The organism is Gilliamella sp. Fer4-1 (genome assembly GCF_001690515.1).
GTDB lineage: Bacteria > Pseudomonadota > Gammaproteobacteria > Enterobacterales > Orbaceae > Gilliamella > Gilliamella apicola_C.
Genome location: NZ_LZGZ01000008.1, coordinates 1 through 5,204 on the forward strand (window position 1 = coordinate 1; position 5,204 = coordinate 5,204).

A 5,204-nucleotide genomic window follows, 5' to 3' on the forward strand; every position below is an offset into this window, starting at 1 on the left:
ATGTTGTAACATCGGCTTATTGCCAATTTTATGTAAAACTTTAGGTAGGTTGGAATACATCCGTGTGCCTTTTCCTGCCGCCAAAATAATCGCATTCAGTTTTGGAGGTGCAATTGCCATAATCAGTTCCGTTCAGGTTAAATTAGCCTAATACTATAATCAAAGTTTTTAATGAAATCACCCCCAATCTTTTAATTTTTATCATAAAAAAAGTAATATTGATATTTACCAAAGGGTTTAACAAAAAAGGAAGTAATGCATGAGTTCCATTATGAAAGTTTTATTACTTTATACCACACACGAAAAGCAAACTTTTAAAATTATGCAGCGCATAAACATGCAACTTAATAGTAAGTGTGATTGTGAGGTAATTGAACTATTGCCCGATACAAAAATCGATTTGACACAATACCAAGCGGTATTATTAGGCAGTTCAATTCGTTACGGGTTTTATAGTAAGGTAATGAAAGCGTTTATAGATGAACATTATCAGCAATTGAATGCTATGAAATCTGGCTTTTTTGGGGTAAATATGGTGGCTAGAAAACCTAATAAAAATACCCCAGAAACCAATTTATATACCAAAAAATTTCTGGCAAAAATAGCATGGAAGCCAACTATTACCGCGGTTTTTGCTGGTGCACTTTATTATCCTCAATATAATTGGTTTGATCGTAATATGATCCGCTTTATTATGTGGTTAGGAAAAGGCGATACAGATGTAACAAAACCAGTTATTGAATATACTGATTGGAAAAAGGTAGATAAATTTGCTGAGCAATTTTTACATTCAAACGTAGCCATTTGCTAAAATTTTTTACATGAAAATTGATATTTTGTTGGGTTTACCAAATTATCAAGCTCTTTTCAATAAACTTTGTGATATAGATCAACATTTCGGTTAAAAAGGTGTACAATATCGCGCCTATAGAATATGTCTCCTAATTGGAATTTTAATTGTGATTGAAAATTTAAGAAATATTGCCATTATTGCTCACGTTGACCATGGTAAAACAACTTTGGTTGACAAATTATTAAAACAGTCGGGTACGCTAGATAATCTGCGTGGTGACGATAACGAACGTATTATGGATTCTAATGCTCTTGAAAAAGAGCGTGGTATTACCATTTTAGCGAAAAACACCGCTATTGATTGGAATGGTTACCGAATTAATATCGTTGACACCCCTGGGCATGCTGATTTTGGTGGTGAAGTTGAACGTGTTATGTCAATGGTTGACTCTGTATTGTTGCTTGTTGATGCAATGGACGGCCCGATGCCACAAACACGCTTTGTAACGCAAAAAGCATTTGCTTATGGTTTAAAACCGATTGTGGTTATCAATAAAGTCGATCGTCCTGGTGCACGCCCTGATTGGGTTGTTGACCAAGTGTTTGATCTGTTTGTTAACTTGGGGGCGACTGATGAACAGTTAGATTTCCCTATTGTTTATGCTTCAGCTTTAATGGGTATAGCCGGTTTAGATCATGAAAATATGGCGGAAGATATGACACCGTTATTTGAAGCGATCGTTAAACATGTTGAACCACCAAAAGTTGATTTAGACGGTCCATTCCAAATGCAAATTTCTCAACTTGATTATAACAACTATGTTGGTGTTATTGGTATTGGTCGTATTAAACGCGGTCGTGTTAAACCAAATCAACAAGTGACTATCGTCGATAGTGAAGGCAATAAACGCACTGGTAAAGTGGGGCAAGTGCTTGGTCATTTAGGTCTGCAACGCTATGAAGCTGAAGTTGCCGAGGCTGGTGATATTATAGCATTAACAGGTCTTGGTGAGCTCGGTATCTCTGATACAATTTGTGACAATAGTTGCGTTGAAGCTCTGCCAGCGTTAACTGTTGATGAGCCAACAGTGACTATGTTCTTTAATGTTAATAGCTCACCATTTGCTGGTAAAGAAGGTAAGTATGTGACTTCTCGCCAAATTCTTGAGCGTTTAAATAAAGAACTGGTACATAATGTTGCGTTGCGCGTTGAAGAAACCCCTGATCCTGATGCATTTAGAGTGTCTGGTCGTGGTGAATTACATTTGTCAGTGTTAATTGAAAATATGCGTCGCGAAGGTTATGAATTAGGGGTTTCTCGTCCTAAAGTTATCTTTAGAGAAATTGATGGTAAAAAACAAGAGCCATTTGAACAAGTTACTCTTGATATTGAAGAACAACATCAAGGATCCGTGATGGAAGCTCTTGGCTTACGTAAAGGTGACCTAACAAACATGTTACCAGATGGTAAAGGCCGTGTACGTTTAGATTACGTTATTCCAAGCCGTGGGCTTATTGGATTTAGAACGGAATTTATGACCATGACATCAGGTACTGGCTTGCTTTATTCTACCTTTAGTCATTATGATGATGTGCACCCAGGTGAAATAGGTCAACGTAATAACGGTGTAATGATTTCAAACGGTACAGGTAAAGCGTTGGCTTATGCGCTTTATGGTTTGCAAGACCGTGGTAAGTTATTCCTAGGTCATGGTGCTGAAGTTTATGAAGGTCAAATTATTGGTATTCATACTCGCTCAAACGATTTAACTGTTAACTGTCTAACCGGTAAAAAATTAACCAACATGCGAGCATCAGGTACAGATGAAGCAACTACATTGTCACCACCAATTAAAATGTCATTAGAACAAGCATTAGAGTTTATTGATGATGATGAATTAGTCGAAGTAACGCCATTATCTATTCGTCTACGTAAACGTCATTTAACTGAAAATGATCGCAAACGTGCGTTTAGAAGTGGTAATAAAGACTAATTGTTGTAGTTTTACCGTAATATGAAAACCTCGCTATTTAGCGAGGTTTTTTTTTGCTTTAACTCTGGCAATAGCATCAGCAATGGATTGTTTGCGATCCTTTGGCGCAATTGTATTGGTATTATTAACTGGCATTGTGCGAGGAAATAATATTGTGGGCGGTACGAGTTGGTTATGGCTTAAACGTTGTTGTTTTTTCTGAGTTAGTACTAACTCTTCTGATTCAGTCAATGCAGTACCTAGTGTGCTTAATGTAATACAGTCTGTTGGACAGGTATTAATACAATTACTGCACGAGGTACATAATTGTGGCAAAATGGTGTGCAATACTTGCTTGCTGCCGACAATGGCATCGGTTGGGCAAACACGAATGCATTTGCCACAACCAATACAGTTTTCTTCATCAATAAACGCTTTATATTCTTGTTTAGTTTGCATAATCATTTCTTGCATTAACTTAAACCTACTATATTACCATCTTTGTCAATATCGATTTGCCGATAAGCAGGGTTAGTGCCTAATCCCGGCATGGTCATCACGTTTCCAGCATAAACACGAATAAAACCAGCTCCAGCTGAAATCGCTAAGTGACTAATATCGACATCAAAATCGGTAGGTACATTTTTTAGATTTGCATCCGCACTAATTGACATTGGTGTTTTAGCAATACAAAGAGGCAACTGGTCCAGTTTTAGTGCTTCGATCTCTTTGATATTTTCAAGTGCAGTAGCCGATAAATTAGCTTTGTTGGCACCATACTTTTTCACCATAGTTTGAATTTTATCTACTAGAGGCATGTTGTCAGGATAAGGTAGTTTGATTTCGTTTGGTGTATCACATGCTTTAATCACGTGCTTAGCTAGTTTTTCTGCGCCTTTACCACCTTGAGTGAAAACTTCACTTACTTCACAGGCAAATGCACCATGCTCAATTGCATATTTTTGTAAAAATGCCAACTCTTCTTCGCTATCATGTGGAAAACGGTTAATGGCAACAATCACTTGTAGCCCATAACTTTTAGCATTGTTGATGTGCCACGCTAAATTAGCTGCACCAATTTCAAGTAATTCAATATTTGATTCTGAAATTTCTTTCGGGATTGCTTGTCCTGGTTTGATATTATATTTACCACTGTTCGATTTTAAGCTACGTACGGTAGCAACTAATACCACACACGAAGCTTTAGTACCCGCTTGGCGATATTTAATATTGAAGAATTTTTCCATGCCCATATCTGAGCCAAAACCAGCTTCAGTTACGACATAATCGGCAAGTTGCAAAGCAATGCGATCGGCAATGACAGAGGAGTTGCCATGGGCAATATTGGCGAAAGGTCCCGCATGAATAAGTACCGGCGTATTTTCAACTGTTTGCATCAGGTTTGGATTAATCGCATTTTTAAGTAATACTGTCATGGCGCCCGCAACTTCAAGTTGTTCTGCGGTAATTGCTTCGCCTTGAGTATTATAAGCTAAAATAATACGCCCAATGCGCGCACGCATATCGTGTAAATCTGAGGCTAATGCTAAAATTGCCATAAGTTCTGATGCTGCGGTTATCTCAAAGCCATCTTGACGTGTAATGCCATTAACGCCACCACCGACACCAACAGTAATTTTACGAAGTGCACGATCATTATGATCCATCACCCGTTTCCACACAATACGATTTACATCGATATTGAGACGTGGCAAGCCCGTTTGTGCGGTAAATTCATCGCCCAAGCGTTCTTCATGATAAAGGCGCGAATCTAATGCGGCTGATGCCAAATCATGAGCTGCGGTGATTGCGTGAATATCACCCGTTAAATGCAGATTTAAAGTTTCCATAGGTAATACTTCGGCTTGACCACCGCCAGCAGCACCACCTTTAACGCCAAATACAGGTCCTAAACTTGGTTGACGAATACAAGCAATTGCCGATTTACCAATGTAATTTAGTCCCTCACTTAGCCCGATTGTATTCACCGTTTTACCCTCACCAAGTGGAGTTGGCGTAATAGCGGTAACTAATACCAATTTGCCGTTAGGTTTGTTTTGGTTGGTTTTAAGAATGGATAAATCGATTTTTGCCACGTGTTTGCCATAAGGCAGGACAAACTCTTCTGGGATGTTGCATTGTTTAGCGATTTCAGTAATTGGGCGTAAAGGCATATTCGTTCTCATCTAACAATAAATTGGACTATCAGTATAAATAATTTAAATAGCCGAATAAAGCGACAATTTTATCTTTATTGATTTTCGGCACAAGTCACAATTATCTTGTTATAATAACTAAATACATTCAATAAAAGGAAATAGTTAAATGAATTGGTTTTCTGAGTATTCACTTTTTTTAGCTGAAACAGCAACAGTTGTTATTGCAATTTTAGCGATACTTATTTTTATATTAAGCCAACGCCGTAAGTCAGCAACGGTG

The 5,204-nt window shown here is 37.9% G+C and carries 5 protein-coding genes; 2 read left to right on the forward strand and 3 right to left on the reverse strand.

Going from position 1 to position 5,204, the window contains the following annotated elements; genetic code table 11:
- The coding region (locus A9G30_RS13425) for an NTP transferase domain-containing protein (RefSeq protein WP_141671931.1) at positions 1-120 on the reverse strand (120 nt) is incomplete at its 3' end.
- A gap of 151 nt (positions 121-271) precedes the next feature.
- Between A9G30_RS13425 and hemG the strand changes: the two genes are divergently transcribed.
- Together hemG and typA are read left to right on the forward strand one after the other, a co-directional pair.
- Positions 272-811, forward strand: coding sequence for a menaquinone-dependent protoporphyrinogen IX dehydrogenase (gene hemG / locus A9G30_RS00140; protein ID WP_065567972.1), 540 nt, complete (start codon positions 272-274; stop codon positions 809-811).
- Positions 812-959: 148 nt separating this feature from the next.
- Complete coding sequence (gene typA / locus A9G30_RS00145; protein ID WP_065587690.1) at positions 960-2,786, forward strand: ribosome-dependent GTPase TypA; 1,827 nt, start codon at positions 960-962, stop codon at positions 2,784-2,786.
- Between the two features lie 33 nt (positions 2,787-2,819).
- Here typA and A9G30_RS00150 read toward each other — a convergent pair whose 3' ends face one another.
- Together A9G30_RS00150 and A9G30_RS00155 are read right to left on the reverse strand one after the other, a co-directional pair.
- On the reverse strand, positions 2,820-3,239 hold the full coding sequence (locus tag A9G30_RS00150; RefSeq protein ID WP_065567902.1) for an RnfABCDGE type electron transport complex subunit B: 420 nt from the start codon (positions 3,237-3,239) through the stop codon (positions 2,820-2,822).
- Positions 3,239-4,951 (reverse strand): formate--tetrahydrofolate ligase, encoded by a 1,713-nt coding sequence (locus tag A9G30_RS00155; RefSeq protein WP_065587691.1) that lies wholly within the window; start codon positions 4,949-4,951, stop codon positions 3,239-3,241. The genes A9G30_RS00150 and A9G30_RS00155 overlap by 1 nt, the downstream gene beginning before the upstream one ends.
- Between the last annotated feature and the right edge of the window lie 253 nt (positions 4,952-5,204).